Source organism: Fictibacillus sp. NRS-1165 (genome assembly GCF_050468105.1).
Taxonomy (GTDB): domain Bacteria; phylum Bacillota; class Bacilli; order Bacillales; family Fictibacillaceae; genus Fictibacillus_C; species Fictibacillus_C terrinigri.
On the sequence record NZ_JBDPNU010000012.1, the window covers coordinates 153,557 to 180,449 of the forward strand.

The 26,893-nt window shown below is 46.9% G+C and carries 24 protein-coding genes and 2 pseudogenes; 20 read left to right on the forward strand and 6 right to left on the reverse strand.

From position 1 onward, the window contains the following. Window positions 1-7: 7 nt before the first annotated feature. The 14 genes and pseudogenes from ABHN01_RS04375 to ABHN01_RS04440 all read left to right on the forward strand — a co-directional run bounded on the left by ABHN01_RS04375 (window position 8) and on the right by ABHN01_RS04440 (window position 16,295). On the forward strand, window positions 8-925 hold the full coding sequence (locus tag ABHN01_RS04375; protein WP_429874530.1) for an NAD-dependent epimerase/dehydratase family protein: 918 nt from the start codon (window positions 8-10) through the stop codon (window positions 923-925). A 305-nt stretch (window positions 926-1,230) separates the two neighbouring features. Next, window positions 1,231-2,265 carry a Gfo/Idh/MocA family protein gene (locus tag ABHN01_RS04380; RefSeq protein WP_429874531.1) on the forward strand — a complete coding sequence of 345 codons (1,035 nt, stop codon included), beginning with the start codon at window positions 1,231-1,233 and terminating at the stop codon, window positions 2,263-2,265. Beyond that, window positions 2,265-3,605, forward strand: coding sequence for a nucleotide sugar dehydrogenase (locus ABHN01_RS04385; RefSeq protein ID WP_429874532.1), 1,341 nt, complete (start codon window positions 2,265-2,267; stop codon window positions 3,603-3,605). The genes ABHN01_RS04380 and ABHN01_RS04385 overlap by 1 nt, the downstream gene beginning before the upstream one ends. 95 nt (window positions 3,606-3,700) lie before the next feature. Beyond that, window positions 3,701-4,918 carry a glycosyltransferase family 4 protein gene (locus ABHN01_RS04390; protein WP_429874533.1) on the forward strand — a complete coding sequence of 406 codons (1,218 nt, stop codon included), beginning with the start codon at window positions 3,701-3,703 and terminating at the stop codon, window positions 4,916-4,918. Then, window positions 4,860-6,122 (forward strand): glycosyltransferase family 4 protein, encoded by a 1,263-nt coding sequence (locus tag ABHN01_RS04395; RefSeq protein ID WP_429874534.1) that lies wholly within the window; start codon window positions 4,860-4,862, stop codon window positions 6,120-6,122. The genes ABHN01_RS04390 and ABHN01_RS04395 overlap by 59 nt, the downstream gene beginning before the upstream one ends. Window positions 6,123-6,297: 175 nt before the next feature. Further along, window positions 6,298-7,446 carry a DegT/DnrJ/EryC1/StrS family aminotransferase gene (locus ABHN01_RS04400; RefSeq protein WP_429874535.1) on the forward strand — a complete coding sequence of 383 codons (1,149 nt, stop codon included), beginning with the start codon at window positions 6,298-6,300 and terminating at the stop codon, window positions 7,444-7,446. Between the two features lie 26 nt (window positions 7,447-7,472). After that, a complete protein-coding gene (locus ABHN01_RS04405) occupies window positions 7,473-8,195 on the forward strand; it encodes an acyltransferase (protein ID WP_354005789.1) in 723 nt (240 codons plus the stop codon). Window positions 8,196-8,267: 72 nt separating this feature from the next. After that, entirely contained in the window at window positions 8,268-9,752 is a 1,485-nt protein-coding gene (locus tag ABHN01_RS04410) for an O-antigen ligase family protein (RefSeq protein ID WP_429874536.1), read from the forward strand. 12 nt (window positions 9,753-9,764) lie between these two features. Further along, window positions 9,765-10,436, forward strand: coding sequence for a hypothetical protein (locus ABHN01_RS04415; protein WP_429874537.1), 672 nt, complete (start codon window positions 9,765-9,767; stop codon window positions 10,434-10,436). A gap of 224 nt (window positions 10,437-10,660) precedes the next feature. Then, entirely contained in the window at window positions 10,661-11,743 is a 1,083-nt protein-coding gene (locus tag ABHN01_RS04420) for a glycosyltransferase family 4 protein (RefSeq protein WP_429874538.1), read from the forward strand. Between the two features lie 319 nt (window positions 11,744-12,062). Then, a complete protein-coding gene (locus tag ABHN01_RS04425) occupies window positions 12,063-12,230 on the forward strand; it encodes a hypothetical protein (protein WP_429874539.1) in 168 nt (55 codons plus the stop codon). A 9-nt stretch (window positions 12,231-12,239) separates the two neighbouring features. Continuing rightward, entirely contained in the window at window positions 12,240-12,620 is a 381-nt protein-coding gene (locus ABHN01_RS04430) for a discoidin domain-containing protein (RefSeq protein ID WP_429874540.1), read from the forward strand. Window positions 12,621-13,100: 480 nt separating this feature from the next. Next, window positions 13,101-15,497: pseudogene (locus ABHN01_RS04435) on the forward strand (GH92 family glycosyl hydrolase); the annotation flags it as partial. Between the two features lie 540 nt (window positions 15,498-16,037). Further along, window positions 16,038-16,295: an FIMAH domain-containing protein gene (locus ABHN01_RS04440; protein WP_429874610.1), complete on the forward strand. Its 258-nt coding sequence runs from the start codon at window positions 16,038-16,040 to the stop codon at window positions 16,293-16,295. Window positions 16,296-16,591: 296 nt separating this feature from the next. Here the strand turns inward: ABHN01_RS04440 and ABHN01_RS04445 are convergent, their stop codons facing one another. Beyond that, window positions 16,592-17,656 carry an LCP family protein gene (locus ABHN01_RS04445; RefSeq protein WP_429874541.1) on the reverse strand — a complete coding sequence of 355 codons (1,065 nt, stop codon included), beginning with the start codon at window positions 17,654-17,656 and terminating at the stop codon, window positions 16,592-16,594. A 105-nt stretch (window positions 17,657-17,761) separates the two neighbouring features. After that, complete coding sequence (locus tag ABHN01_RS04450; protein ID WP_429874542.1) at window positions 17,762-18,397, reverse strand: YigZ family protein; 636 nt, start codon at window positions 18,395-18,397, stop codon at window positions 17,762-17,764. Window positions 18,398-18,720: 323 nt separating this feature from the next. Here ABHN01_RS04450 and ABHN01_RS04455 point away from each other — a divergent pair, with 323 nt between their 5' ends. Together ABHN01_RS04455 and ABHN01_RS04460 are read left to right on the forward strand one after the other, a co-directional pair. Continuing rightward, complete coding sequence (locus ABHN01_RS04455) at window positions 18,721-19,881, forward strand: sensor histidine kinase (RefSeq protein ID WP_429874543.1); 1,161 nt, start codon at window positions 18,721-18,723, stop codon at window positions 19,879-19,881. Then, on the forward strand, window positions 19,878-20,618 hold the full coding sequence (locus ABHN01_RS04460) for a response regulator (RefSeq protein ID WP_290398158.1): 741 nt from the start codon (window positions 19,878-19,880) through the stop codon (window positions 20,616-20,618). Before ABHN01_RS04455 ends, ABHN01_RS04460 begins: the two co-directional genes overlap by 4 nt. A 58-nt stretch (window positions 20,619-20,676) precedes the next feature. Here ABHN01_RS04460 and ABHN01_RS04465 read toward each other — a convergent pair whose 3' ends face one another. The 4 genes and pseudogenes from ABHN01_RS04465 to ABHN01_RS04480 all read right to left on the reverse strand — a co-directional run bounded on the left by ABHN01_RS04465 (window position 20,677) and on the right by ABHN01_RS04480 (window position 22,480). Beyond that, complete coding sequence (locus ABHN01_RS04465) at window positions 20,677-20,811, reverse strand: hypothetical protein (RefSeq protein ID WP_429874544.1); 135 nt, start codon at window positions 20,809-20,811, stop codon at window positions 20,677-20,679. A 13-nt stretch (window positions 20,812-20,824) separates the two neighbouring features. Further along, window positions 20,825-21,181: pseudogene (locus tag ABHN01_RS04470) on the reverse strand (ATP-binding protein); the annotation flags it as partial. A 4-nt stretch (window positions 21,182-21,185) separates the two neighbouring features. After that, complete coding sequence (locus ABHN01_RS04475; RefSeq protein ID WP_429874545.1) at window positions 21,186-22,100, reverse strand: PAS domain S-box protein; 915 nt, start codon at window positions 22,098-22,100, stop codon at window positions 21,186-21,188. Window positions 22,101-22,111: 11 nt separating this feature from the next. After that, window positions 22,112-22,480 carry a hypothetical protein gene (locus tag ABHN01_RS04480; protein ID WP_429874546.1) on the reverse strand — a complete coding sequence of 123 codons (369 nt, stop codon included), beginning with the start codon at window positions 22,478-22,480 and terminating at the stop codon, window positions 22,112-22,114. A 207-nt stretch (window positions 22,481-22,687) separates the two neighbouring features. On the opposite strand from ABHN01_RS04480, the gene ABHN01_RS04485 reads away from it, so the two are divergent. From ABHN01_RS04485 to ABHN01_RS04500, 4 genes are all read left to right on the forward strand, one after another. Then, on the forward strand, window positions 22,688-23,662 hold the full coding sequence (locus ABHN01_RS04485; protein ID WP_429874547.1) for an ROK family protein: 975 nt from the start codon (window positions 22,688-22,690) through the stop codon (window positions 23,660-23,662). 122 nt (window positions 23,663-23,784) lie between these two features. Continuing rightward, window positions 23,785-24,633 carry a DegV family protein gene (locus tag ABHN01_RS04490; protein WP_429874548.1) on the forward strand — a complete coding sequence of 283 codons (849 nt, stop codon included), beginning with the start codon at window positions 23,785-23,787 and terminating at the stop codon, window positions 24,631-24,633. A 16-nt stretch (window positions 24,634-24,649) separates the two neighbouring features. After that, window positions 24,650-26,179: a DEAD/DEAH box helicase gene (locus ABHN01_RS04495; RefSeq protein WP_429874549.1), complete on the forward strand. Its 1,530-nt coding sequence runs from the start codon at window positions 24,650-24,652 to the stop codon at window positions 26,177-26,179. Beyond that, window positions 26,176-26,889 carry a ComF family protein gene (locus ABHN01_RS04500; RefSeq protein ID WP_429874550.1) on the forward strand — a complete coding sequence of 238 codons (714 nt, stop codon included), beginning with the start codon at window positions 26,176-26,178 and terminating at the stop codon, window positions 26,887-26,889. Before ABHN01_RS04495 ends, ABHN01_RS04500 begins: the two co-directional genes overlap by 4 nt. Window positions 26,890-26,893: the final 4 nt, after the last annotated feature.

Below are 26,893 nucleotides of genomic sequence, written 5' to 3' on the forward strand. Positions count from 1 at the left end.
TTTCAGCATGAATGTATTAGTAACAGGCGGAGCAGGGTTCGTCGGGACATTTACGAAAAACGCACTGGTGAAGGAAGGGCATACCCCGATTTTGGTGGATAACTTTACGACGGGGAGCGAAAGCAATGTAAACACGGAGGATGTGATCATCCAGAGTGATATCCTTGATCCCTCTCTGACTGAACGGCTACAGCCGCATGAAATTGACGCGATCATCCACCTGGCGGCCCAGACAAGTGTGCCTTCTTCGGTAGCGGATCCGCTATACGACATGAGATTGAACATTGAAGGAACGGTCAGAATGCTTGAGCTGGCGAAAGCTCTCGATGTGAAAAAGTTTGTCTTCGCATCCACAGCTGCCATCTATGGGGAGAATGAAAATGTGCCTCTTAAAGAGTGTGAACACTTTCAGCCTACCGCTGCCTATGGCATTTCAAAAGCATCCTGCGAAATGTATATCGCCAATTTTTGTGAAACGCATAGTATCGGCTATTCGATTCTTCGCTATTCCAACATCTATGGACCGAAACAGACGAAGGATGGAGAGGGCGGAGTGATTAAGATTTTCCTCGATAAGCTGCTGAGCGGACAGCCTGTCTCCATTTTTGGGGATGGCAACCAGACCCGTGACTTTATCTATGTGGAGGACGTAGCACGTGCCAATACCGCAGCTCTGTTCTGCGAAGACGGCATTTTCAATGTCAGCGCGAACGAAGAGATCACGGTGAACGAGCTGTACCGTGTGATGGCGAAAGAAATCGGCAGCAGCCTGGATCCGGTTTACGGAGAGCCGCGTGAAGGCGATATTTACCGCAGCTGCCTCGACAACCGCAAATTCATGGCGCTTGTGAACTGGAAGCCTGAGGTGCCGCTTGCAGAAGGCATCAAACAGACGGTGGATCAGATGAAAGCACAGAGAATTTAACATAAATGCACGGACAATAAGAATATATATATAGCACTCTTCTTAAATGAAGGGTGCTTTTCTTATTTTAAGGGGGTCAATTGGCGGCCGGCAAAATCTCTTTTATTAAGAAAATGTAAATCTCATACCCTTTGATGCTGCTAGCCCTATGGGCAAAAAGCCCCGTCCTGCAGCGCCTTTTTGTAAACGTCCTTAACAATCTCTTAACCGAGAATTTACCTGAAATCCCTTGGAAATAATATAAAATGGACGAAGAATTCTAGTGAACAGCAAGTTATTGTTTTTACACAAAAGGAGTTTTGTCGATGCTTAATTTTGCGATTGTAGGATGCGGCCATATTGCTAAGAAACATGCGGAAGCCATTGACCGGGCAGATGGAGCAGTACTCGCTGCTGTATGTGACATGATCCCGGAAAACATGGACTTCTACAAGGAGACGTATAACGCAAAAACGTATACGGATTACGCGGAACTGCTGGCCGATAAGGACATAGACGTGATTAACATTTGTACCCCGAGCGGCTTTCATGCAACGCTTGCCGTACAGGGTGCGGAGGCGAAAAAGCACATAGTCGTAGAAAAGCCGATTGCTCTTTTGATGGATGATACAAATGCAATCATAGATGCGTGCGATCGCAATGATGTAAAGCTGGCGGTCGTTCACCCGAACCGATTCCGCCCGGCGATGAAAAAGCTGAAAGAAGTTGTCGAAAGCGGCAAGCTAGGAAAGATCAGCCACATTAACGCAACCGTCCGCTGGAACAGAAACCAGGCCTATTACGATCAGGCGCCATGGAGAGGAACGAAAGGATTGGACGGCGGAGTACTCATGAACCAGGCCATCCATAACCTGGACCTCATGCTCTGGATGATGGGTGATGTGAACGAGGTGTTCAGCATGAGCGCCACTCGAATCCGTGACATCGAAGCAGAAGATGTCTGCACCGGCCTTGTCAAGTTTACGAGCGGAGCACTTGGAGTCGTTGAAACAGCGACCACCATCTACCCGAAAAACTTTGAAGAATCACTCAGCATTTTTGGTGAAAAAGGAACGATTAAAGTCGGCGGACCAACCGCAGTGAACGTGGAACACTGGAACGTTGAAGGCACGAGTGAAGAAGAAACAGCCGAACTTAAGAAACTGATAGAAGAAGATCCATTTGGAAAACCTGGCCATCAATGCATCATAGAAGACATGGTCGAAGCGATAAAAGAAGACCGGGGGCCGATCGTCACAGGTGAAGATGGCAAAAAAGCATTAGAACTGGTCCTTGCCATGTATGAATCAGCAGAAACCAATCAGCGTGTCAAAATGCTACCTCAGGAGGTTTTAAACTAATGGAAACTCTACAGACTACACAGCGAGATGTTACAAAGCAACTGTTGAACAAGATTGAAACGAAAGAGGCAGTCATCGGAGTGGTTGGCCTTGGTTATGTCGGGCTGCCGCTTGCCGTTGAAAAAGCGAAAGCAGGCTACAAGGTCATCGGCTTTGACGTTCAGGAAAGCCGTGTTCAAATGGTTAACGACGGAATCAATTATATCGGAGACGTAGTGGACGAAGAGCTCGCTATGCTAACCTCTTCAAGACAAATCCGTGCGACAACGGATTACTCTCTGATCTCAGAAGTGGATGCCGTTGCGATCTGTGTACCGACTCCGTTGGATATTTACCGCCAGCCGGATACATCCTATGTAGAGAGCTCAGGTAAAGAAATCGCACAGTTCCTTCACGAGGGCATGCTCATCGTTCTTGAGAGCACGACTTATCCGGGAACGACTGAAGAACTTCTTCGTCCGATCCTTGAATCTTCAGGGTTTACATGCGGTAAAGACTTCCACCTTGCGTATTCGCCAGAACGTGTCGATCCGGGCAACAAGGTATTCAACACGAAGAACACGCCGAAAGTGGTAGGCGGAGTAACTCCGGAATGTACAAAAGTCGCTTCTGCTCTCTACCGTGCTGTACTTGAAGGAGAAGTGCATGAAGTTTCCAGTCCTTCAGTAGCTGAGATGGAAAAAATTCTTGAGAACACCTTCCGAAACATCAACATCGGATTGGCGAACGAGATGGCCATCCTGTGCGACAAGATGAACATTAATGTTTGGGAAGTAATCGATGCTGCCAAAACGAAGCCGTACGGATTCATGGCCTTCTATCCAGGCCCGGGCCTTGGAGGACACTGCATTCCGATCGATCCATTCTACCTTACTTGGAAAGCCCGTGAATACAACTATCATACCCGCCTGATCGAAACAGCCGGGGAGATCAACAACAGCATGGCTGACTTTGTTCTTGAACGCAGCATGAAGATCTTGAACCAGGAAAAGAAAGCGATGAACGGTGCGAAGGTCGTTATCCTCGGTGTCGCTTATAAAAAAGACATTGAAGACATGAGGGAATCACCGGTCATTCCAATTCTTGAAAAGCTGGACGCTGCAGGCGCCAACTTCACGGTTGTTGATCCGCATGTGAATACGTTCCGGTACATGGGCGGTATCGTAGAAACACACGAACTATCCAAAGAAGTGCTTGAAAGTGCCGACCTTGTTCTATTAACAACAGATCATACAGCATTTGACTATGAATTGATTGCGGAACACAGCCCTGTCCTCTTCGATACTAGAAATGCAATGAAAGAACTTTCTACTAAAGTCAAGAAGTATCACCTTCTATAAATCAGCACGATCCAAAAAAGAAAAAACCGGGCCCATCCAGGTCTGGTTTTCCATGCAAATGGTTAACTCCCAAACTAAAGGTAGTGAACGTTGCCGTGAAAATCTGTCATTTAACTTCAGTCCATCCCGCTGACGACATCCGCATTTTTGTGAAGGAATGCCGGTCACTTGCTTTTGCGGGGCACGATGTATATTTAATAGCACCTAACACCGAGAATAAAATCATAGATGGTGTAAAAGTCGTTGGTGTATCCTCAACGGCCAGCAACCGTTATACCCGGATGTTTGCCGCAGCAAGAAGCGTGTATCAGGCAGCAATCGAAGTAGATGCTGATGTGTACCACTTCCATGATCCGGAGCTGATGACGATCGGTCTTCTTTTAAAAAAGAGAGGCAAGAAGGTCATCTATGATGTACATGAAGACGTGCCGGAACAGGTTTTGTCTAAACAGTGGATTCCGAAGCTCTTAAGAAAGAATATCTCGGTCGCGGTCAGAAAGATGGAAAAATACGCAGCTCGCCGATTTGATGCCGTCGTAACGGCCACACCGACGATCACGAAACGTTTTGAAATGTACAACTCCAACACGGTGACGGTTCACAACTTCCCGATTTTAAAAGAACTGATGGGAAATCCGTCAGTAAAAGAAATAGATAAAAGGAAAGAGAACAGCTTCCTTTATATCGGCGGAATTACAGCGCTTCGCGGTATTAAAGAAATGGTATCTGCCATCGAAGTGCTGAACGGCCAGGGACTGAACGGAGAGCTTGTGCTAGCCGGCAAGTTTGCGCCAGAACAGCTTGAACAGGAAATGAAGCAGCAGAACGGCTGGAGACATGTGGACCATAAAGGCTGGCTCAGCCGCAGCGAAGTAAAGGACGTGCTTCACCAGTCCACCGCCGGACTCGTATTGATCCGCCCGGAGCCGAGATACATGGTGTCCTACCCGATCAAGCTGTTTGAATACATGGCAGCCGGACTTCCATCGATCGCCTCCAACTTTCCGCTCTGGGAGGATTTTGTTATCGGCAACCGCTGCGGACTATGTGTAGATCCTCTCGATCCAAATGCAGTAGCTGATGCGATGAGATGGATCATGGAACATCCGGAGGAAGCCAAGCAGATGGGTGAGAACGGACGGAAAGCTGTGATCGAGAAGTACAACTGGGAAAAAGAAAGCCAAGAGCTGGTTGCGTTATATGAAAGGTTGGCCATGGCTGACAACAGGTCTTTAAAATGGGGTGAACAAACAGATGAAGGTATGGATTTTAAATCACGTGGCGTTAAAACCGTCGGAAACAGGAATCACTAGACACTATGACATTGCCCATGAACTCGTAAAAAAAGACCATAAGATCCGAATATTCGCAAGCAGCTTTCTGGCCTACCGTTTTGTCTGGAGAAACAGGCAGAAGAAGAACTATAAGGAAAACGTGAACGGCGTCATTTTCGAGTGGCTCTGGACCCTTCCGTACAAAGGAAACGGTGTGATGCGGATCCTGAACATGATTTCTTACTTCTTCATGGCGTTGTGGCGCGGAATGATGAAAAAAGAGCGCCCCCATGCGATCGTCGGTTCGTCCGTCCACTTGTTTGCCTGCCTGGCAGCCTACTTTTTAAGCAAATGGAAGAAGGCGGCTTACATTGTGGAGATCCGGGATTTATGGCCGCGGACATTGATCGAGCTCGGATCGATGTCGAAGTATCATCCGGCCGTGCTCATGTTTGGTGCGATTGAGAAGTTCGTATATAAAAGAGCCGATCAGATTATCGTTACTTTGCCGGGTGCTGCGCAGTACATCAAGGAGATGGGTGTGGACGAGAAAATCATCCACGTTATTCCGAACGGCATCAGCATGGACCGAATGGAAGAAAAAGAAGGCAAGAGCTCTCTGGAGGATCAGATCAACGAGATCAAAGAAAGACACGGACAGGTTGCGATGTACGTCGGGTCTCACGGCGTAGCAAATTCATTGGAAACAGTCGTAAACAGCGCCAAGTTTGTCAGCCCGGAAAAAACAGCCTATGTCCTTGTCGGAGATGGCCCTGAAAAAGACAATCTCAAAAAGCTCGCCGAAGACTATGAGCACGTTTATTTCTTTGACGGCATTCCGAAAAAAGAAGTGATGCCAACACTTGCTTTGGCAGATGTTTTGTTAGTTTCCATGCTGGACACCCAGCTTTATAAATATGGTATTTCATTAAATAAACTGAACGATTACCTACTCATCGGGAAACCGATCCTCTTTGCCGGCAATGTTTCCAACGACATTGTGGCAGAAGCGAAAGCCGGCAAGTCCGTTTCTCCTGAAAAACCGGGGGAGTTTGCTGACGGATTGGAAGAGTTATTGAGTTTAAGTGAAGAAGAAAAAGAACAGATCGCAAGAAACAGCTATCGTTATGTCAACGAGAAGCACAACATTACGAAACTCGCCGACCGTTTCCTAGACATCTGCGCCATCCAGGAACGCGACGAAAAATCCCGCGCCTACCAGCTGAGCATGAAGGAGAACTAGGCGGATGCGGCTAAAGAGCATACTGCCGCTAAAGAGACCCTGAAAATCTATCCTTCAGCGTGCGAGCCGTGATTCGCAAAGCGAATCACGCGTAGCTAACCCGAGAAAACATCGGCAGTATGAAGTTTTTACATCAGGATGAACACTATAAAACAGACAGAAAGAGGGATCATAGATGAAAGTGCCTATGCTTGATCTATCAGAACAATACCAAACACTTAAAGAGGAGATTTTTGCAAGCTTGGAGGAGATCATGTCAGGCTCTCGCTTCATTTTGGGAGACAACGTGAAAAAGCTTGAGAAGGACGTAGCGGATTATAGTGCTGCAAAGTATGGGGTTGGCGTAGCGAACGGCAGTGACGCGCTTCATATTTCTTTGCTGGGGTGCGGTGTAAAACAAGGGGATGAGGTCATCGTTCCTTCTTTCACGTTTTTTGCCACTGCAGGTGCAGTTGCCCGTGCGGGGGCTGTTCCTGTTTTTGTCGATATCGATCCTAAAACGTACAATATCGATCCGGCGAAAATTGAAGCAGCGGTAACCGAAAAAACAAAAGCGATTATCCCGGTTCACTTATACGGCCAGATGGCAGATATGGAGCCGATCGCTGAAATCGCGAAAAAGCATAACTTGGCCATCATTGAAGATGCGGCGCAAGCCATCGGTTCCAAATACAAAGGGAAAAATGTCGGTGAGCTTGGCACAACAGCGACCTACAGCTTCTTCCCAACGAAAAACCTTGGCGGATACGGTGACGGCGGCATGATCATCACCAATGATGAGGACATTGCTGAAACGATGCGTGTCATCCGCGTTCACGGTAGCAAGCCGAAGTACTATCACCACATCCTCGGATACAACAGCCGTCTGGACGAGCTTCAAGCAGGAATCTTGAACGTGAAATTCCCTCATCTGAACACATGGAGCGAAGCACGCCGTGAAAAAGCTGCGGTATATACCGAACTGCTGAATGAAAAACTTGGTGATCTAGTCGTGACTCCGTTTGTGGAAGAGCACAACTATCATGTGTTCCATCAATATACGATTCAGGTGCCCGACCGCAGCGGGTTGCAGGAATTCTTGAAAGAGCAGGGAATTGGTTCAATGATCTACTATCCAAAACCGCTTCATCTTCAGCCGGTATTCAAAGAGCTCGGCTATAAAGAAGGCGATCTGCCTGAAACCGAAAAAGCGGCAGAGCGCGTGCTGTCTCTTCCGATGTTCCCTGAACTAAAAAGAGAACAGCAGGAATATGTCGTTGAACAGATCGCTGCTTATTTCAGCAAGAATCCTATAAACGAAACTAAAGAAAAATCATTCGCATAAACGGAAGCAGGCTTTAGGAAGAAAGGGTGTTCTCATTGACGGTCAGCCAGGGGAGTAATGTAGTTATAGGAAAAGATGTTCAGCTCGGTTCAAACGTGATGATCGGGCACAATGTTGTCATCTACGACGGTGTCTCCATCGGTGACAACTGCATCATCCAGGATGGTGCAATCATCGGCAAGCAGCCGGCGAGAGCCAAAAATTCAGCGCTGCCGGCACTAAAAACATTGCCGCCGGCGAAGATTGGTTCGGGTGTTACGATTGGTACACATTCGATCATTTACGCCAGTGCAGAGATTGCGGACGATGTCTTTGTCGCTGATCTCGCGACAGTCCGGGAGCGCGTGACGATCGGCGATAAAACGATCATCGGACGGGGCGCAGCGGTTGAGAACGACTGTGTCATCGGCGTAAAATGCAAGATCGAAACGAATGCTTACATCACGGCGTATTCAGAACTCGAAGACCTTGTGTTCATCGCGCCGGGTGTTGTTACAACCAATGATAACTATATGGCAAGGTCCAAGGAGCGGTTTAAGCATTTTAAGGGAGTTACGGTAAAAAGAGGCGGGAGGATCGGAGCTAACACAACGGTTCTTCCCGGCAAAGTTATTCATGAAGAAGCAGCAGTGGCAGCAGGAAGCCTCGTCACAAAGGATGTGGAAAGCGAGACTCTTGTCGCCGGGCACCCTGCAAGAAAATTTAAAAGCGTGCCTGATGATCAGCTGCTGAAAAATCAAGAGGCATAACCTTCTCCATGTTTCCCTTGAAAACAGCGATGAACTTGCATCTTTGGAGGAAAGGCGAAGGGAGGGGAGTACATGCCTGATCTGCGAACCATCTTACAATCAAAAATCACACAAATCTTTTTAGCCTTATGCTTTGCGGCCGTTACCGGCAACTGGCTCATCGACAGAGTGCCTGTCCAGTCGCCGGTGCTGCTGGCAGCAGGACTTATCGGTTATGTGGCCATAATCGCGGTTTTTATCGCCATCAAACCGGTGGTCCAGCAGATCCCATTTATGAATTTACTGCTCTACATGTTGATTTTTTCCTCGTTTCTGGGCGCAGGGATTATGAACATTCCTGCAGGTCCCATTTCGATGTTTCCGTATCGCATGGTGTACGTTCTGATGGTGCCTGCTGTTCTTTATCTCGCGTTATTCAGAAGGGACGTCCTGCAGTGGGAGCAGGTAAGAGTCAAACCAGTGCTGTACTTTCATCTGTTCTGGATGCTTTATGCTCTCTTCTCTCTGAGCTGGAGCCGCTCGTTTTCCATGGGAGCCGTTGATCTGATCTTCTTGATCATCGGTATCTCCCTCATCTTTTTTATGGTCTTTCTCATGAAAAAGGAAGAGGAGTTCAAGTATGTGTACTGGATTTGGATAGTCATGTTCGCCGTTCTGACCGTGATCGGCCTTTGGAACCATGTCACACATCAACATCTTGCCATCTCCAGAATCAATAAAGTGGCGGAATATCAAAAAGGAATTCCCACATCCGTTTTTGTCAACGAGAATGATTTTGCCAGCTTTATTTCGGTCAGCTTCTTTCTTGTTTTAGCGTTTGTTCATCGCACGAGGTCCTGGCTGATGAAGGCTGCGGGAGCCGCACTCATGCTGCTCTCGCTCTATGTGATGATTTTTACCTCGTCGAGGGCAAACTTTATCGCGATCCCCTTAGGTCTCGCCTTCTGGTTTGTCTTCTTAACGAACAAAAAAGCAAAAAGAGTGCTCGTTGTCCTCGGATTCATCGGGCTGGCTGCCGGAATTTTTATGTTTAAAGAAAAATTTGCAGCTGCCATCGGAAAGGTGGAGGGCATGCTGCACAGCTTGATGTCCAGCGGCTCACAAACCGAGATCGCCTCAGTCGATATCCGTTCCAACCTTATTAAGAACGGATTGCTCTTTTTCGAAAAAAGCTTTGGGTTCGGCATCGGTTCTGGGAACTCTAAGTACTATCTCATGCATTATGCAGAATTTCCGACGAAGGGAATCATCAACGTCCATAACTGGTGGATCGAGATTCTCGTCAACTATGGAGCTGTTATTTTTGCCGGTTATGTCTTTCTATATGTATGGGTCATCCTGCAGCTATTCCGCATCTTCAGACAATCGGGTACCCTCTATGAAAAAATAATCAGTGAAGGACTGCTTGGCGGCATGATTGCTTTCTCGCTTTCCTGCATCAGCCCAAGCTCACAGATCTCGCTAAACTACCTCTGGCTGCTTTTCGCATTCTCCATAAGCTACATTAATTTCTGGAGAGTGAAACAAAACGGGGCTAAATATCGACCAACGAAGTAAGGGAGTAAGTGTATGGACAAGCAAATGAAAGAAATTACAGAAAGCATCTTGCACCGATTTAAAAAGTTATTCATCCTATTGCTGCTGATTCCTGTTCTAACAACAGTCATCGCCTACTTTATGGCAGCAAAAGCGCCGAGCTCTGCACAGGCGTCCGCCAAAATAAAACTGGGGCAAGCAGAAAACTCCATGCTGAATACGCCGGAAAGTGCGAAAGAATACCTGGCGAGTGATGAGTTTTTAAGTTCTATTAAAGGCCTGAACAAGGATGAAGAAAAGGCGATGAAAGAAAAGCTGCAAGTCGCTCCAGAAACGGATACGATTATCACGCTGACCCTGGCGGATGAGAATAAAGGGAAGGCGAAGTCACAATTGAAGTCAGTGGTGAAGGCGTTCATGACCGAAGGCAATCACCAGACTGAGCAATGGAAAACCACACTGGAGGATCAGATCAAGAAAGTGGAAGGAACTGAAGTCACCGGTGAAGGAACGATCAAGAAGGAAGAATATTTATTTGACCTTAAAACAAGAGCGATGAAAATAAAAGAACCAAAGCTGCTTGAAAAGGTAGACACGGCAGAAATGGCCGGCGATAATCCAAAAAGGAAGGCTGTGCTCGGGCTGTTGGTAGGGCTCATGCTGAGTGCCTCCATCCTGCTGCTTCCGGAAATTTTTAAAAAGTAGCTTCAACCCTCTCATTTGGTGGTAATGAGAAGAGATGAACTGCAATGATGGGGAATGGATTTTTGGATTCACAGCGGATAAGCATAGTTTTACTTTTGTTTATCAAAGTTTCGAGATATAATTCTGAAGAGATTGAATGCGAATTTTCATGGGGCGTTGTTGGGCAACATAAGCAGGAGGACCCTTGCTTAAATCCATTGAAGAGTTGGAAAAAGAGGGATAACATGAATATTCAATTGATCATTGCTGCGGTTGTGTCGTTCGCGGTTGTAGTGGTCGCCATGCCTTTTATCATTAAGCTGGCGGTCCGCCTGAATGTGACCGACAAACCGAATCAACGAAAAGTGCATCAAAAAATAATGCCTCGCTGGGGTGGAGTCGGCATCTTCCTTGGCGTTGTTGTCGGATATTTTGTCTCGGGCCTGTATGAAATGCAGCTAACCGGGATTATTGTAGGTGCAGTGCTTATCGTATTGATCGGAATGATTGACGATAAGTACGAATTAAGTGCAAGAGTTAAGCTTGCCGGCCAGATCCTGGCCGCTCTTCTTGTCGCATCTACAGGCCTAACCATTGAATTGCTCACCATACCTTTTGTTGGTACATTTCATTTAGGTCCATGGGCATACATCACGACAATTTTCTGGATCATCGCCATCACGAACGCCATCAATCTGATTGACGGCCTTGATGGCCTGGCCGCCGGCGTGTCGGTTATCGTCATGGTGACGATCGCGATCATGGCGGGGTTAAACGGAAACATGATGATCCTTTCCCTTGCCCTTGTGATCGCAGCTTCTACGGCAGGCTTCCTGATGTACAACTTTAATCCGGCAAAAATCTTTATGGGCGATACAGGATCACTCTTCCTGGGGTACTCCATCTCGATCCTGTCGCTGCTTGGACTGTACAAAAGCGTTACGCTGTTCAGCTTTGTCGTACCGATCATCATCCTTGGTGTGCCGGTATTCGATACGTCCTTTGCCATCATCCGCAGAATGGCCAACAAAAAGCCGATCTCTGCGCCGGATAAAGGGCATCTGCATCACCGGTTGATCAACCTGGGCCTGTCCCACCGAAAGACCGTTCTTGTGATCTACGGGCTCAGCATCGTATTCAGCGTCGCTGCTGTAGTGTTTGAATCCAGCACATTGTGGGGCTCAGTGGTCATCGTCATCGGCCTGCTGCTGATGCTTGAGGTGATCGCCGAGATCATCGGCCTCGTGCATCATAAATACCGACCGGTGCTCTTCCTCTACAAGAAGTTCATCGGCACGATGCAGGTCAACAGTCCAGACAAGGATTAATGAACGAAACCATTTTAGGTGCCAGGCACCCGTTTTTGACACATGTCAAAAGCCGGTGCCAGGCACCTTTTTCTTATCTTAAAAAAATACAGGAAATCATAAAAAAGTGCAGAAAATCCTGTCTCTTTAAACAAGAAATCATTTTTATACTATAAGTATATGTAAACGCTTCCACAGGAATGACGCCGCCTATCACACGTTTTTTGGCGGACAGGCTTTATCAGTCACTAAGCTTTAAATCCCACTAAACAAAGGAGGTGTACTTTATTTAGCTGTTATGATATCGCAAGCGGTCAAAATCACTTGGAGGGGTAACGTTTTGAACAATAAGAAAAGAATGCTTTCTGTATTCACGTCCACAATATTCCTTACATCGATTCTCACCCTCCCTGTCAGTCAGCCTGTGAACGCACTAACCCATACGAAAGAGAAGGGTGTCGAGGACTTCTATACCTCATTTGAGCAGAACCAGCCTCAGCCTTCCTAGGAAAATACAGTGGAAACCGATGCAGAAGGCCGTAAAATGTCTTCTGGAATCGATGGAAACATTCGGTATGAAGGCATCCAGGGCGACATCACTCATAAAGTGGAAAAGGTGACGGTGAGCGCGGAAAACCCGCCCAATGAGATTGTAGAGAAATTGACTGACAGAGACGTGAACACAAAATGGCTCGCATTTGAGCCAACAGGATGGATTGAGCTTAAGCTGTCAGAACCGGAAGCCGTTGTTAAGTATGCTTTAACATCTGCCAACGATTATGACGGCAGGGACCCGAAAGACTGGCAGCTCGCCGGTTCCAACGACGGAAAAAGCTGGACTGCTCTCGATACGAGAACGAATGAGGATTTTCCAAAGCGCTTTGAACGCAAACTCTAGTCGTTTGAGAACCAAACCAAATACCTCTACTACCGCATCAATATTTTGAAAAACTCCGGAGAAAACCTCACACAAATTGCTGAGATCGCCCTATCCAACGGGATTGACGTACCCGCACCGCAGCCTGCCGATATGAAGTCCGAGCCAGGAAATGGCCCTTCAACTTCGTATACCGCAAAAACGAAGGCCGGCTGGACGGGGACAAAAGCCATAACCTATTCAGGAACGCATCTTCCGAAAGACAGAGCGTATTCCTACAATAAAATAGTAGATGTAAACATTAAAGTGAACCGGAAAACCGAGCTCTCCTACTACATACATCCCGAGTTTACAGACAGTGACCAAAATGACTATTCGAGCTCATATGCGGCCGTAGACCTGGCTTTCTCGGACGGCACCTATCTTCATGATCTCCAGGCATACGATCAGTATGGAATCCAGGTAAGCCCCCAAGCACAAGGTAAATCTAAAACCCTTTATATGAATCAGTGGAACTACAAGCATTCTAATATTGGGGCTGCAGCTGCCGGGAAAACGATCAAACGAATACTCATTGCTTACGATAACCCGAAAGGCCCAGCCGTTTTTAAAGGTTCTGTCGACGATATCAAAATTGATGGAACGCCGGTGCGCAAAGCTTACGATCATCGTTCAGATTATGTCAATATTTTGCGGGGCACACAGTCCAACAGTACGTTCTCAAGAGGAAACAACTTTCCGGCAATCGCTGTTCCGCATGGCTTTAATTTCTGGACGCCTGTAACTGATGCAGGTTCCACAAGCTGGCTGTATAGCTATAACCAGAACAATAATGCAAATAATCAGCCGGAGATTCAGGCATTCTCGATCAGCCATGAGCCAAGTCCGTGGATGGGCGACCGCCAAACCTTTCAGGTCATGCCATCCGATTCTGCGAAAGAAAAACCGGACGCTGATCGAAAGGCCAGGGCACTGCCGTTTAAGCATTCCAATGAAACGGCAAAACCCCATTATTACAGCGTTACCTTTGACAATGGAATCCGTACGGAAATTACACCTACCGATCATGCCGCCTTGCAGCGGTTCATATTTCAAGGCGACAGCTCCAGCCTGATTTTTGACAATGTGAACAACAACGGGGGAATACAGATCGACAAAGAGAAAGGCGAGGTCAAAGGCTATTCAGATGTCAAAAGCGGTCTTTCTGCAGGTGCTTCGCGCATGTTCGTCTATGCGAAGTTTGATCAGCCGATCACGGACAGCGGCATGCTGACTGGCGAAGGAAGGGATAAGGTCACCGCTTTTGTACGTTTTAATACGAAAGACCAAAAGGCCGTTACGATGAGAGTGGCCACGTCCCTCATCTCTGTGGAGCAGGCCAGGAAAAATCTTGAACAGGAAATTAACCAGGAGGACACTTTCGATTCCATAAAACAAAAAGCACAGAAAAAATGGGATAGCCTTCTGAACAAAATTGAGGTAGAAGGGGCGAGTGAGGATCAGCTCGTAACTTTGTACTCTAACATGTACCGGCTGTTTTTATATCCGAACTCCGGCTTTGAAAATACTGGAACGATAAAAGAACCTCATTATCAGTATGCGAGCCTGTTTTCTCCGCCAGTCAGAGAAAGCTCGCCTGTTCAAACAGGAGCAAAAATCGTGGATGGCAAAACGTACGTCAACAATGGGTTCTGGGACACGTACCGCACCACTTGGCCAGCGTATTCTTTATTCACACCTACAAAGGCGGGCGAGATGATTGATGGTTTCGTTCAGCAGTACCGTGATGGAGGATGAGTTTCCAGATGGTCATCACCAGGCTATGCGAACTTGATGGTTGGAACGAGTTCAGATGTAGCATTTGCTGATGCCTATCTAAAAGGTGTTCACAACTTCGACGTTAAAAGCTTCTACCAATCCGCCATAAAAAATGCTTCCACCGTCAGCCCCAATCCTGGAACAGGGCGCAAAGGCCTTGCAAAGTCCATCTTTGACGGGTATACCAATACAGCTACCGGAGAGGGACTGTCCTGGTCCATGGACGGTTACATCAATGACTATGGCATTGCCAATCTCGCAAAGTCGCTGAGTGAAACCGCCGGTAAAAACGACGCAGCTAAGCTTCAATATAAAACAGATGCCAAGTATTATTTAAATCGATCCCAAAACTATGTCAATCTGTTCAATCGTGATAAGAAATTCTTTATCGGCAGAGCACCTTCGGGTGAATGGCGGGCGAACGGAGAGGAATTCGACGCGAGAGAATGGGGCGGAGACTACACCGAAACGAACGCGTGGAACATGGCATTCCATGCACCGCAGGACGGACAGGGCCTTGCTAATCTGTATGGAGGTAAAAAAGGCCTGGCGGCAAAACTGGATCACTTTTTCAGCACTCCAGAAACAGCCCTGCATGCAGGTAAATATGGTGGCGTCATACATGAGATGAGAGAAGCTAGAGATGTGCGCATGGGCATGTATGGACACAGCAACCAGCCTTCCCATCACATTATGTACATGTATAATTATGCAGGCCAGCCTTGGAAAACACAGGAGAAGGTGAGAGAGGCTCTTGACCGCCTCTACATCGGAAGTGAAATCGGGCAGGGCTATGCTGGTGACGAAGACAACGGAGAGATGTCAGCATGGCAGATCTTCAGTGCATTGGGCTTTTATCCTTTAAAGATGGGAAGTCCGGAATATGCCATCGGAGCTCCACTTTTCAAAAAAGCAACAATTCAATTGGAAAATGGGAAGAAAATTGTCATCCATGCTCCTAAAAACAGTAAAAAGAATAAATATGTTCAGGGCTTGAAGGTTAATGGAAAAAGCTACAGCAAAACGTTTATTCTTCACTCAGACCTGGCAAAGGGCGCAAGACTGGACTTTGATATGGGCCCTAAGCCTTCGAAATGGGGAAGAGGTAAAAAGGATGCCCCAGCTTCCATTACACAGGACTCGACAGATGGATCCTCCCTGCAGCCAAAACCCATGGGCGACCTCACAGACCATCAAGCGGGAGAAGCCAGTGAAGCACAAGGGGGAAAAGTAGAGGCTTTATTTGATAACACGTCGACTACCGCCGAAAATCTGAACAGTAAGCGGCCAGCCATACAGTATCATTTCAAAAATGCAAAAACAGTGCAGATGTATTCCATGACGTCAGCCGCTGGTTCATCCGGTGACTCCGATCCGCAGCGTTCGGATCCAAAGAGCTGGGTCTTAAAGGGATCCGTGGACGGAAAACGCTGGGTGGAGCTGGATAAGAAGGAAAACGAGCATTTCACATGGCGTCTTCAAACACGGGCATTTTCCGTCAAACAGCCTGGCCAATACATGTACAACAAGCTTGAAATTACGGAAAACAACGGCGGCGGCAGCACCTCACTTGCTGAACTTGAGCTGCTGGGGAAAGATCTAACCTCGGATTTTAACGAGATGAACAAGAGTGTTGACGATTTCTTTCAATCTGGAGACTTGAATGGTAAGTTAAAAAGCGCACTTGAACAAGATTTGAGCAGCGCACAGTTGTTTTATGAAAAAGGACTATACAAATTGTCAGGCAGCTATATGCAGAAGTTTATCAATCATCTCAATCAGAGAGACTCCCAACAGTATGTATCGAAGGAGGCAATAAGGAAATTGGATGCAGATGCCCACGCTTTGATGTCTTCCCTCCTTCAGGTTGTAAATTAGCACCTGGCGAGTTTCTACTATCTTATTCTCTTTTCCCTGGGAAAAGGGTTGAAAGCGGTTTAATAAGGGGATGAGAGTCTTAAATGAAGGGGAAACGTACTTTTTTCCTTCCTTGATCAGGGACCAGCAATGGGACATTATTCACGGAAATCCTTAATTTACTCACGGTTCGACACGAATTACTCACGGAAATTCATTTATTACTCACAAAACCAATCATTTTCATAAGATAAAACTCTAATAAACAAGCAAAAAACACAAAAAAACCCGCCAAATCTGGCGGGTTTTCTACTTTCTTATTCTCCTGTCCCATGGCTATCGCTGCTGCCGTCAGCGGAAGAGGAGCCATTGCCTTTATAATCGAGGATCTCTTTAATTCGATCGGTTACTTTTTGAACGACTTGCTCATCAGGGCTGAAGTAGTAAACACCGTTGATGTACTCATCTTGTCCCCCAATGTTCATGCGTTCAAGCTCTTTGCTTTGAATTTGTTTGTAGAAGTTCCTCATACCGAACAATTCTTTGAGTGAAATATTCGTTTGAACGTTATTTCCTACAGAGTTCAACAGGTTGTCCGCCCTTGAAATCGACTTGATGGACAGCGCTTTGTCAGCTACGGCTTTCATCGCTTGCTGCTGGCGCTCCTGGCGGCCGAAATCCCCGCGTTTATCCTGTTTACGCATCTGAACGTACGTAAGAGCTTCATCGCCGTTCAGATCCATTTTTCCTTTGTGGAAGTAGATCTTCTTGCCTTTCAGGTTTTTCTGAGAGAAGTCGAACGGCACGTCTACGGTAATTCCGCCGACGGAATCAACGACCTCTTTAAACCCTTGGAAGTTGGTACGGACATAATAATCGATCGGTACATTAAGGAAATGCTCAACTGCATCAATCGTTGCCTGTTCTTTATGCCCTTCTTTGCCGTATGCATAAGAGTGGCCAATCTTGTCTTTGCGGCCTTCTACCGGCAAATACGTTCTTGTATCCCGTGGAATACTGACGATCGCCGCTTCTTTCGTATCCGGATTAATGGTTAGGACCATCAGAGCATCAGAGTGGCCTGGTGACCCTTTGTAGTTTTCGACACCCATCAGCAAGATCGTAACAGGGTCTTTACCCATTGTGACTTTATCCATGCGAAGATCGGATTTGTTGCCATGGGCAAGGCCTTTGTAGCTTTCATCCGCTGTGGATTTCACCTTGTAGGCCAAGTATCCGGCATAAGCGACTCCACCGAGCATACAAAGCACAAGGAGAACAAGAAACATGCGGATCAATCGCCGGAATGGACGGCGTTTTCTTTTTTTTACTCTCCTTCTGACAAGCCGTGTCGGCTGCCTCTCTTCATTATAATAGCTCATGTTTTATTCCTCACTTTAACGGGAAAGTTCCCTAATTGATCTCTCAATAAATTCAACCCTACAGTCCATAGGTTTCGACACTTTCTGAAATAAATGGGGATAGAACTACAAGATTTTTTCTTCCAAGTATTCCAATGAACCGTCTTCTATTGTAGCATGCGCATTTGTGAGGTTTATTAAATATTCTTTAAAGTTTTGTACGTCTTCCACAGAAACATACGTAAGAATTTCAACCTGCTCAAGATAGTTAATTTCTTTGATAATGTATGGAGAGGATCTTAACTCATTCTCGACTTTGCCGAGAAGTGTATAGTCAATCTTAGTATGGACAATTTGCATCAGTTTGCGTTCTACCACTCCGATGGCGTTCAAACCCTCGCTGACGCTTTTTCCGTACGCGCGTATCAATCCTCCTGCACCAAGTTTGATTCCGCCGAAATAGCGGGTAACTACGACGACGACATCTTTTAATCTTCTTTTTTTCAGAACCTCGAGCATCGGAACGCCAGCAGTGCCGCTCGGTTCTCCGTCATCGTTCGCTTTTTGAATCTGGTCGTGCTCCCCGATCAGATAGGCAGAACAGTTATGGGTCGCGCCATGATGGGTTTTTTTGATGCTTTGAATAAATTCCATCGCTTCAGCTTCAGTCGTTGCCCTTGCGAAATGAGCGATGAACCTTGACCGCTCGATGACAATCTCATGCTCGCCGGTTTCTTTGACGGTAAAATAGTTGGATAACATTTTCAGCGTGCTCCTTAGTAATGGATTTAAATAAATCGTAAGATAAATGGTAATGAAAAAATGTAAAGTTCACTTAAAAATTATCCCAAAAAAGCTACAAATTGAGGGGATTTAGTGCTATCCTTCATTATAAGGCGCAAGCAACTTTCCTACAAATTTCTTTGCAGAATAGACATAAAATTCCTTTTTCATACGAATGATTTATGGAATAAATGTTTTTATTTGGATTTATGGTAAGAAAGTCCCATGTCCAAATTAGGTAGGATGGTTCTAGAACTAAAGTCTGTTCTTCTTTATCGTTTTAATTGGAGGATATTTACAAGATGGCAGCTAAAACACAAATCGATCCAAAGCTTTTAGATGGCATTCTTACAGAAACCATCAATACCGTTAAAGTAAGCCAGACTCAAGTGTTTGATATCAGCGAGGAATCGCGGCAGGAATTTTTGCGGCTGGCGAAAGAGCTTGAAGATGTCAAAGAAAAAGCGCTCGAAGCCATTGACCGGTCGGACCTGCTTGAAGAAAGGTCCAAGATCGCCAGGTCAAAGCTGGCTCAGGTAAGCAAACACTTTCAAAAGTACAGTGAGGGCGATATTCGCGAGGCCTATGAAAGCGCAAATGCCATTCAGATCGAGATGTCGATTGCCCGCCAGACGGAGAAACAGCTGCGCGAAAAACGGAACGATTTGGAAAGGCGCTTGAATGCTCTGAAAGAGACGGTGGCTAAAGCTGAATCGCTCGTTGGGCAGATTTCGGTCGTCCTTAATTATTTAAGCGGAGATTTATTAAAGATTAATGAACTTGTGGAGGATGCCAAGCAAAAGCAGGAGTTTGGCCTTCAGATCATTGAAGCTCAAGAGGAAGAACGCCGCCGGGTATCACGTGAAATTCATGATGGTCCGGCCCAGCTCATGGCGAATGTATTAATCCGCTCCGAGCTGGTTGAAAAAGTGTTCAATGAAAAAGGTACACAGGCTGCAGTAACTGAAATTAGAGACTTAAGAGAGATGGTCAGAGCCTCCTTAAGGGAAGTCAGGAGAATTATTTACGATCTCCGGCCGATGGCGCTCGATGACCTTGGACTCGTCCCTACATTAAAAAAATACTTACGCAACGTCCAGGAAAGTACCGGAATTGAAATCGAGCTCGTACCCATGGGAAATGAGCGGAGATTTCATACGAAGATGGAAATAGCGTTATTTCGATTGATTCAAGAAGCTGTCCAGAATTCATGCAAACACGCCGATCCGAAACATATCTCGGTGAAGATCGAATTTACGGACCGCAATGTATCCTTATTTGTAAAAGATGACGGTAAAGGTTTCGATGCAGGTGTTCCGCAGAAGACCAATTCGTTTGGGCTGATCGGAATGAGGGAGCGCGTAGAACTGCTTGAAGGCACACTGAAAATCAGCTCGCGCTTGAATATCGGAACCGGCGTTTATATTCAAATACCTATACGAGAGCGGGAGGGTTCAGAATGAGAAGTCTAAATGTTTATGAATCCAGTGCAGCGGCACCGGATAAAACAAGAATTGCAATTATTGATGACCATCGATTGTTCAGGGAGGGCGTAAAGCGCATCCTGGATATGGAGGATGAATTTTCAGTCGTAGCCGAGGGAGATGACGGTTCTGAGGCTGAAGATATCGTAAATGAGCATCATCCTGATGTCGTGCTGATGGATATCAACATGCCGCACATCAACGGTGTGGAAGCAACACGCCGTTTGGTCGAAAAGGCTCCCGAAACGAAAGTGATCATCCTTTCCATCCATGATGATGAAACGTATGTATCCCATGCCGTCCAGACGGGGGCTTCTGGCTACCTGCTGAAGGAAATGGATGCTGATTCTTTGATCGAGGCTGTAAAAGTAGTCGCAGAAGGCGGAGCGTACCTTCATCCGAAGATCACTTACAATCTTTTAAATGAGTTCCGCCGTTTATCAACATCGACGAAGAACAATGCCAACAACCCGAACAATATCGGTCTTACTGAAGTGGAGTATCGCAAACCGCTTCATATTCTGACCCGCCGTGAATGTGAAGTATTGCAGCTCTTGGCTGATGGAAAAAGCAACCGCGGAATTGGAGAAGACTTGTTCATCTCCGAGAAGACGGTTAAGAACCATGTCAGCAACATTCTCCAAAAGATGAACGTGAACGACCGAACCCAGGCTGTGGTTGAAGCCATCAAGAACGGCTGGGTAAAAGTAAAATAAATACGATTGAGATGCCCGGTTCTTTATGGAGCCGGGCTCTTTTTTATCCTTCAGCTCCTTAACTGGCGGTAGGGCTTGGAAACCCCTTCACACTTTCAGCCGGGAGCGAAATCTCGGCGATTGTCCCTTCTCCAACGGTGCTCGTGAAGTGCAGATGCCCCTGATGGTTGTCCAAAATCTTTTGGGCGACCATCAAGCCGAAGCCCCTTGCCGTTCTCTTTTGTCGTGAAAAAAGGATGAAAGAGCTGGTTCACGCCATCGGCAATCCCCATACCTTCGTCCTTGATCTGAATCAGCAAATTTTTGTTTGGATTTGATGTAACCGTTATCGTTACCTTGCCGCCGCCCGGCATCGCTTCGATCGCGTTCTTGATCACATTGACAAAAACCTTCTTTAACTGGTTTTCTTCGCATTTAACGGTCGCTCTGTCGATGCAAAACTGAGTATCGATCTGTGCATTGTTGAGGCTGGCCTGTCCGGTAAGAAGCCGGATGACCTGGTTGATCAAAGGAAGGAACTCAACCACTGTGGTGACCGTCATGTGCGGCTTGGCCAGCACCATGAATTCATTGGTAATCTCGTTGGATCGATTCTATGTCCTCCAGCATGATGTGTAAGTACTCTCTGAAGTTGAACATCGAGGGGTGATCAAGAAACATCTGTGTGAACCCTTTAAGGGAGGTAAGAGGATTTCGGATTTCATGGGCGACCCCGGCAGCCAGCTCCCCGACAACGGCTAATTTTTCTGATTGATGGATCTTTCTCTCCATACATCTCATTTCTGTTAAATCCTTAACCGTACCGATGATGCCGGTCAGTTTGTGATTCACGAAATAAGGGATGTTCGTGATCTCTGCTTCAAATACAGTCCCGTTTTTATGTTTGATGAGCACCTCCCGTTTGATCGGTTCACCGGCGAGGGTCCGCTGAAACAGTTCTTCTGTTTTTTCTTTTTCCGATGAGGCCAGGAGAGAGGTATAGAGAGTACCTTCCAGTTCATGTGCAGAGTAGCCGGTGATCTTTTCCAAAGCATGATTGCCCCCTGTGAACCTTCTGTCTTTACCGATCATATAGACGCCGTCCGGATTCAGAGCGATCAGGGAATGGTTGCGCTGTTCACTTTCATCCAGCTGCAAGGATTTCAGCTTCAACTGCTGATCATTCATTGCTCCAAGTACATACAGCAGTGTAATGAACAAGGAGGCTACGATCACAATAGCTGTGGCGATTAAAGAGAGGCTTCCGAGACTTGGATCATGCATGGCAAGAAAAAGGTGATGAGACTTCATCAGCATCGCTTTTTCACCGATATAGTGAAGACCGGTCAAAGACGCAGCCAAGAACAGACTGTTGATGACCTGGTTGAATGATGAGGGATGGGGAACAGAAAACTGTCGGTAGAGAGCGATGCCTGAAAATAGATAGGCAGCTGCAGCAGCGAGGCTGGATACAAGAACGTCATAGTGAAGACTTGAGTTCATTGCCGCCGTTTTCATACCGAAATAATGAAGGGCAATGATACAGGACCCCATGAAGGAAAAAGAAAGTAAGACACTGCTCTTTTTATGAAAGGACTGGGTAAAATAAAAGGCTCCGTACGCTCCGGCGCCACAGCGATGAGCATGCACTGGCTGATGGCGGAAATATGATTGGCGGCTGTCAAGGACATGTTGAGCGACATCATCCCGACAAAATGCGTACCCCAAATCCCAATACCCATCGTCAGGGAAGCGCTGAACAGCCAAAAGCGGCGGGAATGATTTGTTTTCCGGTTACTTCTGCGGGCAAAATCTAAAGCAACGAAAGAGTAGACGACGGAAACGACGACGGATAGAGCAACGATATATAGATTATGCTGCATAGTATGAAAGGACCTCCTATACATGAATATAATTTACTAATTCCTTACAATTTCGACGTTTTCCTTCTTTTAATCACAATTTTTTGCAAATATTTTCCCGGGTCCATTGGCCCTTCTTTGCAAATGGTATCAGCCTTGTGGCCCAAGTCCTGTTTTTTTCGATCCCGCCTGGGGTAATAAGTAAGAAAAACAGGAGTGGTGGGCTGAATGGAAAAAGGATATTATTTGACAGCAGATATTGGCGGAACGAACGTGGAGACTGCCCTTTTTAAAGCAGATGGCACAATGCTAGGGAGCAGAGAATTTCCGACACAGGAATTTGTGGATTCCGGTGTTCTTATACAATTAGCGAAACAAGCTAAGGAGATGGCAGAGGAAGAGAACGTAAGCTGGGGGGATATTGTTTCGGCTGGAATCGCAGCACCCGGCGTGATCGATCCCGAGGAGGGCATTGTTTTTCGTGCCCCCAATTTGAAATGGAAGGATTATGCGCTGAAAAAAGAAGCGGAGGAACGGCTGGGTGTGCCTGTTCATATTGATAATGATGTAAATGCCGGATTGCTGGGCGAAGTCTATTACGGAGCTGCACAGGGAAAGAAAAATGTCCTCCTGTTCATGGTTGGAACAAGCATTGGGGCAGGCCTGCTGATTGATGGCAAGGTCTATCGCGGAGCAAACTGGGCATCAGGTGAGGTCGGCCACATGATCAGTGATCCAGAAGCAGCATCCGGTTCGTTTGTTCCGATCAAGGAAGGCTACGGCTTTTTAAGCAGCAAAATGGGTGGTGTGGCTATCGCCCATCATTATCGGGAAGGAAAGCGGCTGGAGGGGGGAGTGTCCGAGGAAGACCTCAACCAACTGAGAGCCGCTGATGTGTTTCAGTTCGCGGAGGAAGGAGACAAGCTCGCCCAGGGTACGATCCGGGAGGGCATTCTTCATATGGGGATCGCCATCATAAACGCTGCTGCTCTTCTTAATCCTGAAATGGTTGTCATCGGCGGAGGAGTCGCTCAATCGGGCAACTGGTTCCTTGGAAAAATAAAGAGCATGCTGGAAGAGTTGGTTCCGTGTCCTACCGAGGTGGTTCTTGCCGGCTTAAAGGATCAATCACCGCTCTATGGGGCTCTAGCTCTTTGCCAGCTGATGAATAAAGAGGAAAAGGTTCAGGCAGGAAATGGATGAAGGTTAGCGAAAGTAAATATAGAAAAAGAAAGCGCCGTTTTAATGAAAACGGCGCCTGTTTCGTGTAAACTACTAACGTAGATGAGACAATGGACGAAATACTGTCAGGAAAGGAAATTACAATGAGCAAGGTAGCGATAATGACAGACAGCACGGCATATATTCCAGAACATATCAGAAACGAAAAAAACATTGTAATGATTCCGCTCAGCGTTATTTTTGACAATGAATCGTATAAAGAAGAAGTGGAACTGAACAAAGATGATTTTTACGAGATGGTCGGCAAGAGAGGTGCCCTTCCTAAAACATCACAGCCGTCCATCGGCGAACTGGCTGACACACTCGAACGATTATCACAGGATTATGACGAAGCCATCATGATCACCCTATCGAGCGGCATCAGCGGTACATATCAAAGCGCCCTAAGCGTTGCAGACATGGTGGAAGGCATCCGGCTTCATGTGTTTGATTCCGAGATCAGCTGCTCTCCGCAGGCTTATTACACATACAAAGCAGTGGAGTTGGCGAATGAGGGAGCGGACGGAAAGGAAATCATGGAGGAACTGAACCGTATCAAAGAACGCGGCATTCCGGCCTACTTCGTGGTAGATGATCTGAATCATCTTCACCGCGGCGGCCGAATGAACGCGGCTCAGCTTCTCGTCGGAAACCTTCTGCAGATCAAGCCTGTTCTTCATTTTAAGGATAAAAAGATCGTACCTTTCGAAAAAATCCGCACGAAGAAAAAAGCGATCGCACGCATTCATCAGCTCATGGAACAATCGGTAACACCCGATGAGCGTTTGCAAGTGAGTGTGATCCATGCCCAGCGGGAAGAAGAGGCGAAAGAAATCGCAGCCGACATTCAGGGAAGATACCCAAATGCAACCGTCGCGATCGATTACTTCGGTCCTGTCATCGGCACCCACCTTGGTGAAGGCTCGATCGGCATCACCTGGATGAAAAATTAAATAACCAAACGGAGGAATGAAAGATGAAACTTCCTTATCAACAGGAGACGGCGCCATGAGGTTCGTCTCTTTTTTTGCTGATGGAAAAACACTGGCCATTAAGCCGCCGGATGTCAGTGCTGCCCCTGTTCCCTTTTACAAGCTTCCTGTCCTTGATCCCCCTGATTTTTGCGGGCATCTCCCCTTTTCCCCTGAACTTCAAGCCTTTTTATCAGGCAAGCTTCTCTCATTTGATGAACTTCCCTACCCGATGGATATGATTCATGAGCATTACCTTCATGGCTGCTTAACGTATGTAAAAGGAATAGCAGTTGATGTTGGAGGCTCGTTTTTATGCAAAAGGTGTGGCAATGATAAGCCGCGGCTGTTTGCTTCTTTCTCCTGTTTTCGGTGTAAGGAGACTGAATGTGTTTATTGCAGGAAGTGCCTTGTGATGGGGCGGATCAGCCGGTGTACACCTCTCGTCCGCTGGTGCGGACCTCAGTTGGACTGGCGGGTGGATGACGTAGCGCTTGAGTGGGATGGTGATTTGTCGGCCGCTCAAAAGAAAGCTTCAGATCAAATGGTTTCCCGGATTGGTGATGAGGGTGAGCTGCTGATCTGGGCGGTATGCGGTGCAGGAAAAACAGAGGTTCTTTTTCATGGAGTGGAAAAAGCGCTGAAGGCTGGACAGAGGGTTTGTTTGGCGACTCCAAGGACAGATGTGGTACTGGAGCTGCTTCCAAGATTGCGTAAAGTGTTTCCCGGTGTTACTTTGGCAGGTCTGTATGGCGGAAGCGAAGAGAAGTCGGAGGGAGCTCAGTTGATTGTTTCAACAACCCACCAGCTGTATCGCTTTCGAGAGGCGTTTGACCTTGTGGTCGATGATGAAGTGGATGCCTTCCCGTATTCCTATGATCAGTCATTGGAATATGCAGTTCATCAGGCGAAAAAGGGAAATGCCCTGCTCGTATATCTGAGTGCTACACCAAGCAGGAAGATGAAGAAAAGTGCGTCGCTTGGTCATCTAGCACATGTAAGGATTCCCGTTCGATTTCATGGGTTTCCGCTGCCTGTTCCAAGGTTTGTTTGGTGCGGAAATTGGAAGAAAAGGCTGAAGAAAGGCAGGCTGCCAAGCAATGTAGTGGACTGGGTGAGCCATCAGTTGGAGGTAAAGAGGCAGGGATTTTTGTTTGTTCCGTCCGTTGCCGCTCTTCATCAGGTGGTGGCTCTATTGAAGGCCGGTTTCCCAGGGATTGAAGGTGTACATGCAGAGGATCCGGAGCGTAAAGAGAAGGTGATGAAGTTTCGGAAGGGCGAGGTTTCAATAGTAGTGACGACGACTATCCTTGAGCGCGGGGTAACCGTTCCCTTTACGGATGTAGCCGTGCTCCGTGCGGAAGAGGATATCTTCACGGAAAGTGCTCTCGTGCAGATCGCCGGCCGATCTGGACGAAGCAAGGACGATCCAGCAGGCGATGTCTTGTTTTTTCATTATGGGAGGACGAATGCAATGGTCGATGCTAAAAGGCATATTGAGGGGATGAACAAGGAGGCGGAACTATGAATTATTGTCTGTATTGTGATAAGGGGTTCTATGATCCTGTCAATTGGCGTTCTGTTCTAGGGCTGGCTGGTGAAGTGCACTTTTGTGAGGTGTGCAGTTCTTCTTTCGAGAGAATTCAAGGAGAAGTATGTGAGATTTGCGGCCGCTCTTTTTCTTTATTTCCCGAGAAATATCGACAGGAAAATCGCTGTAACGACTGTTTAAGGTGGGAAGAAGACGACAAATGGCGAGGGATTCTCGCTAAGAACCGGTCATTGTATGTCTACAATGATTTTTTGAAGGAGCTGATCAGCCGTCTGAAATACAGGGGTGATGCGGAGCTTGTGAATGGGTTTAGGCAGGAGTTAAAAGGCGTTTATCGGCAAGAATTTAAGGGGTGTGTCGCCGTTCCGGTGCCGTTAAGCCTCGAACGGCACTACGAGCGGGGATTTAACCAGGCACAGCTGCTGGCAGGATTGTTGGGTGTGGAAGTGGTGCATGCCGTGAATCGGGTATTGCATGAAAAGAAACAGAGTAAAAAGTCAAGGAGAGAGCGGCTGGAAATGAGAGAAAGGATTTTCATGTTGGGCGTTGATGAAGAGCTCGTTAAAGGAAAGAGTATTGTCCTTGTGGATGATGTGTACACGACCGGAGCGACGATCCGACAGGCGGCTATCGTCTTGAAGGAGGCGGGGGCTGGGAGTATTGCCTCACTCACACTGGCTCGCTGAAAAT

Coding starts and splice junctions, on each gene's coding strand:
- ABHN01_RS04455 (WP_429874543.1), top strand. CDS start 18,721: ATGGCAGCTAAAACACAAATCGATCCAAAGCTTTTAGATGGCATTCTT.
- ABHN01_RS04480 (WP_429874546.1), bottom strand. CDS start 22,480: ATGCAGCATAATCTATATATCGTTGCTCTATCCGTCGTCGTTTCCGTC.
- ABHN01_RS04475 (WP_429874545.1), bottom strand. CDS start 22,100: ATGAACTCAAGTCTTCACTATGACGTTCTTGTATCCAGCCTCGCTGCT.
- ABHN01_RS04400 (WP_429874535.1), top strand. CDS start 6,298: ATGAAAGTGCCTATGCTTGATCTATCAGAACAATACCAAACACTTAAA.
- ABHN01_RS04485 (WP_429874547.1), top strand. CDS start 22,688: ATGGAAAAAGGATATTATTTGACAGCAGATATTGGCGGAACGAACGTG.
- ABHN01_RS04380 (WP_429874531.1), top strand. CDS start 1,231: ATGCTTAATTTTGCGATTGTAGGATGCGGCCATATTGCTAAGAAACAT.
- ABHN01_RS04395 (WP_429874534.1), top strand. CDS start 4,860: ATGAAGGTATGGATTTTAAATCACGTGGCGTTAAAACCGTCGGAAACA.
- ABHN01_RS04500 (WP_429874550.1), top strand. CDS start 26,176: ATGAATTATTGTCTGTATTGTGATAAGGGGTTCTATGATCCTGTCAAT.
- ABHN01_RS04465 (WP_429874544.1), bottom strand. CDS start 20,811: ATGGTCGCCCAAAAGATTTTGGACAACCATCAGGGGCATCTGCACTTC.
- ABHN01_RS04410 (WP_429874536.1), top strand. CDS start 8,268: ATGCCTGATCTGCGAACCATCTTACAATCAAAAATCACACAAATCTTT.
- ABHN01_RS04440 (WP_429874610.1), top strand. CDS start 16,038: ATGAACAAGAGTGTTGACGATTTCTTTCAATCTGGAGACTTGAATGGT.
- ABHN01_RS04375 (WP_429874530.1), top strand. CDS start 8: ATGAATGTATTAGTAACAGGCGGAGCAGGGTTCGTCGGGACATTTACG.
- ABHN01_RS04420 (WP_429874538.1), top strand. CDS start 10,661: ATGAATATTCAATTGATCATTGCTGCGGTTGTGTCGTTCGCGGTTGTA.
- ABHN01_RS04495 (WP_429874549.1), top strand. CDS start 24,650: ATGAAAGATGAAACTTCCTTATCAACAGGAGACGGCGCCATGAGGTTC.
- ABHN01_RS04490 (WP_429874548.1), top strand. CDS start 23,785: ATGAGCAAGGTAGCGATAATGACAGACAGCACGGCATATATTCCAGAA.
- ABHN01_RS04415 (WP_429874537.1), top strand. CDS start 9,765: ATGGACAAGCAAATGAAAGAAATTACAGAAAGCATCTTGCACCGATTT.
- ABHN01_RS04460 (WP_290398158.1), top strand. CDS start 19,878: ATGAGAAGTCTAAATGTTTATGAATCCAGTGCAGCGGCACCGGATAAA.
- ABHN01_RS04445 (WP_429874541.1), bottom strand. CDS start 17,656: ATGAGCTATTATAATGAAGAGAGGCAGCCGACACGGCTTGTCAGAAGG.
- ABHN01_RS04450 (WP_429874542.1), bottom strand. CDS start 18,397: ATGTTATCCAACTATTTTACCGTCAAAGAAACCGGCGAGCATGAGATT.
- ABHN01_RS04385 (WP_429874532.1), top strand. CDS start 2,265: ATGGAAACTCTACAGACTACACAGCGAGATGTTACAAAGCAACTGTTG.